At 46.6% G+C, this 4,293-nt stretch carries 2 protein-coding genes; both read left to right on the top strand.

The features are described 5' to 3' along the window. A partial coding sequence (locus JX312_RS09755) for a RagB/SusD family nutrient uptake outer membrane protein (RefSeq protein ID WP_204457857.1) occupies positions 1 to 1,626 on the top strand: 1,626 nt, incomplete at its 5' end. A 1,916-nt stretch (positions 1,627 to 3,542) separates the two neighbouring features. Continuing rightward, positions 3,543 to 4,293: MFS transporter (locus tag JX312_RS09750; RefSeq protein WP_204457856.1), on the top strand; the 751-nt coding region annotated here is incomplete at its 3' end.

Here is a 4,293-nt window from a genome sequence, read left to right as displayed (position 1 = left end):
TCTTCATCCCATTACTTGGGCTGGTATGAGGAACAGGGAGAGCTTGTTGCGACAAATTTGCCAGAGAACGAGATTATGGGAACCCGCCCCCTTCCCACCAAATCAAGTGAAGTAGGCTGGACTTGGACAAAACTCCGGGACATAAACTATTTTCTTCAGTATTCACATCGTTGCGCCGACAAGGAAATTCGAGAGCATTACGAAGGTGTGGCATATTTTTTCAGGGCTTACTTCTATTACAATATGCTGACAAAATTTGGCGAAGTGCCGGTTTATCTGGAACCAATTGGCTCAAGCGATGTTGCCAGCCTTTGCAAGCCGCGCGATAGCCGCGAAGAGGTGATAAACCAAATTCTCGAAGACTGCGACCGGGCATTCAACCAAATGCTTCCGCAAGGGAAGAAAACCACAGAGGTATGCGCCTGGACTGCATTGGCACTGAAATCGCGTGCCGCCTTGTTTGAAGGAACATTCAGGAAATATCATGATGGAGACCCTTTCAATCCGAATCATCTTCCTTGGGATGAACTTTTGAAAATATGCGCAGAGTCATCTAAAAAACTTATAGAAGAGGGTGGATACTCACTCCATAAGACCGGGAAAGAGCCTTATAGGGAGATGTTTTATTCGACCGAAGCCAACGCCAATGAGTATATCTGGGCACGAATCGCAGGTGTCAGTGCAGGTAAGATGCATAACGCCAACGATCAGCTGATGAACAGGGGTGTCGGAGCTACCAAACGTATGATATGCTACTATCTCAACTCAGACGGTACAAAATTCACTGATCGTCCAGACTGGAATACAGTCGGTTATCTGGATGAATGCAAGAATCGAGATCCACGCATGGCGCAGACTATTCTGTGTCCCGGCTATAAACAGAAAGGTTCGGCTACTGTAAGTTTTACAAACATTGCGGCAACGAAAGGCTGCTACCAATACATAAAGTACGTATCGGACGCTTCACAGAATTCTTTTGATCATTGCCGCTCAGCACTCCCCATATTTCGATTGGCAGAGGTGTATCTCAATTATGCGGAAGCACTTGCAGAACTCGGAACGCTTACACAGCGTGACCTTGACATGTCGGTCAACAAGATTCGGGACAGAGCTGGAATGCCGGATCTGAAAATGGCGGATGCAAACGCTCATCCCGATCCTTTTATGATGAGCGAGGAGTGGGGTTATCCAAACGTTACACAAAGTGCCAATACGGGAGTAATTCTTGAGATTCGTCGCGAGCGTCTTGTCGAGATGGCTCTTGAACTCAATCATTATAACGATATTTTACGCTGGAAGGAGGGTAAGGTTTACGAGAAACCTCATTATGGAATGTATTTCCCCTCGACCGGATCCTATGACCTTACCGGCGACGGCAAATATAACATCTGTATATACGATGGAAAGAAACCGAGTGTCTTAGGGGTAAAATATTTTAAACTGAACACAGACATCGTATTGTCGGAAGGAGATCACGGTTTTGCTATCAGGANTAATGAACCCGGTCTCGCACGACATTGGAATGAGGAAAAAGATTATCTCTACGGTATCCCGACTTCACAACGTTCTCTCTCGGGCGGTGCTCTTACGCAGAACCCCGGCTGGGATGACGGACTTACATTCTAATCGACCATAAAACTGATATCATTATGAAAAGAAAACTTTATTTATTTGCAGCTGCAGCCCTTTCGGTGCTGAATATGCAAGCAGAGGTATATTTTGTCGCACCTCAGTCTCGTGGTAATGGCGATGGAACCTCATGGGAGAATGCCAAAGGAGCTGACTGGAATTATGTTGAGGGAGACATTGTATATATGTCGGAGGGAACCTATACGGTGCCAAACATCAGACTTGTGAATGGAGTGACTTATCAAGGTGGCTTCGCTGCCTCTGCCAAAGGAGCTGACATCAGCGATTATGATCCTGCATCGTATGTTACCAGACTGACTTCCGCCGGAACCAATCAGGGTGCATTCCTGATTCTTGAGGGCGAAGGCAGAGATACCGAAACTGTTCTTGCGGGTGTTTCTATCTCCGGAATCAAGGGAACACAGGATTTTGCGTCTCTTGATGTATCCGGATCGGTCCTGTACCTTGACAAGGCGTGGCTAACCATGCAGGATGTGACGGTTGATGGCAATGAGACCGCGTGCGGAGGCATCATAGTTCCTGTTTCCTCGGTATTGAAGTGCATAGGATGTGTATTCTCCAATAATGTTCAGACAATGGTCTATGACAGTTCAATATCCAAACAGGTATCCAATGCCTCGATTCTCTTCAATCTTAAAGGGACTGTAAGCGAACGTTCGCTTTTGATACTTGAGCGTTGTGCGATTTTTGGAAATACATTCTCGGATCCGGAGATGATGAGCATGGCTGAAGAAGGAGGACTCGTGAATGTAGCTAAAAGCAGTGATGTGGTTCTGGTTAATAATTTTATTGACGGAAATGGTCTGGCAATAAAGAGCAAAGCAGGGTTTATGCGCACAAACGGAGGAACCAACACTCAGCCGGCACTTGGCATACTGGCATATAACACTATCTTTAACTTTTCTGCCAAGGAAAGGTTTGCCACAGGTTCCGTGGTTACTTNAGGTGCAAATACCACATCATTCGTAGGTGGTAATATTATAGTAAGTCCGGTTGACTATGAGGAATTTGAAATCGGCAGTCTTCCGCCGGAGGATAAAGAGAAAAACGCAGAAGCCACAGCTGTGGCAAACAGTCAGCTGAGCCTGTCGGAAGGATCCACATCAAATCAAGCTCTTACCTATGGCAATGTCGCTGCTACGNCAATAGCCAAATGGCTGGGAGCAGGCTATAACTTTGTCGGAGGCCGCACAATGATCAAGCGTGGCAACTACTGGGTTGAAGACAAGTGGGCTGTATCAAAGGATTATGAGAAAGGTGACAACTGGAAAGTTATAAACCAGAAAGATATATTCGGCGATAATGAAGCGTTCATAGACGGACGCGATTCCTATATAGAGCCGCTTACAGGAATCGGTGTTGACGAGGCTGATTCGAGAATGATTCTTAAAGCATGGAATCTTGCCGCATACAAGGAATTTCTGGGAAGTGAGTCAAACGCGCATCTCGGCGAGGCTGTCGCTCATCTTGAAGATCTAGATCTTAGTGTAGATTATTTCGGCAACGAGCGGGGAGAAAAGACATGGTCAGGCTGCTATGACGTTACGGCAAGAGCCGGCAGCGGTGTGCGGAACATTGTTTCTGAAGGTGGACAGTTGCTTGAAATTGTCCAGATTGGAGATGGTGTTTTCAAGGTGAAAGGTTCCAACAAGTACGCAGAGGTTTACGATATATCCGGCAAACTCGTTACTGCAGGAGACGGTATAATCGATCTCAGCGCAGCCGTTCGGGGCATATATGTGGTGAAAGTCGGTTCATCTGCTGTAAAGGTCGCACGTTGACCTATAATGATGACATAAGGTAGATTAGTTGAGAAGAGGCGTGGCTGTCCTCGGATAAGTGCGCCTTTTTCTTTGCTGATCATCACTCAAAACATAACAATCGTTTAGAATATGTCAATTGCAACAAAAGAAAACAAGGGAGACAGCTACAAGTGGGCTGTGCTCGGGTTCTTGTGGGTGGCGTTCCTGCTGAATCAGGCGGACCGGCAGGTATTCAATGTAGTGCTTCCGTTGATCCGCGATGATCTCCATCTCAGCGATATCAGTGTCGGCTGGATCGCTACGATTTTCAATCTTTTCTATGCCGTTCTTGTTCCGGTAGGAGGTATGGCAGGCGATATTTTCAGCAGAAAATGGATAGTAACTCTAAGTCTTCTTTTTTGGAGCGTGGCAACGATGCTGACTGGTTTTGCCAGCGGTTTTCTTGCATTGGTTATTCTCAGGAGTATTGCCACAGGAGGAGGAGAGGCTTTCTTCGGTCCGTCGAATTATTCTCTTCTTGCCCAGTATCATGATAAAACACGGGCTTTCGCAATGTCTGTTCATCAGACAGCCTATTACATAGGAGTGATCGTCAGCGGATATGTGGCGGGATATATCGGACAGAAATGGGGCTGGCAGAGCGCATTCTATGTCTTCGGCGCCATAGGAGTGGTGTGGGCTGTAATCATGATGTTCGGTCTTAAAGACAAGCCGGTAAGTAAGCAGGAGGCAGTTGCCGAAGGAGGAACACCATCAAGAACCAGGATATGGGATGGCTTCAAGGTAGTGTTCACTACACCGACTGCCCTTGTGCTTACGCTTGGCTTCGGAGGATTGATTTTTGTGCTCACAGGTTATCTGACATGGATGCCTACATATC

This window comes from Barnesiella sp. CU968 (genome assembly GCF_905219685.1).
GTDB lineage: Bacteria > Bacteroidota > Bacteroidia > Bacteroidales > Muribaculaceae > Lepagella > Lepagella muris_A.
This window is presented reverse-complemented; position numbering and strand designations above follow the sequence as displayed.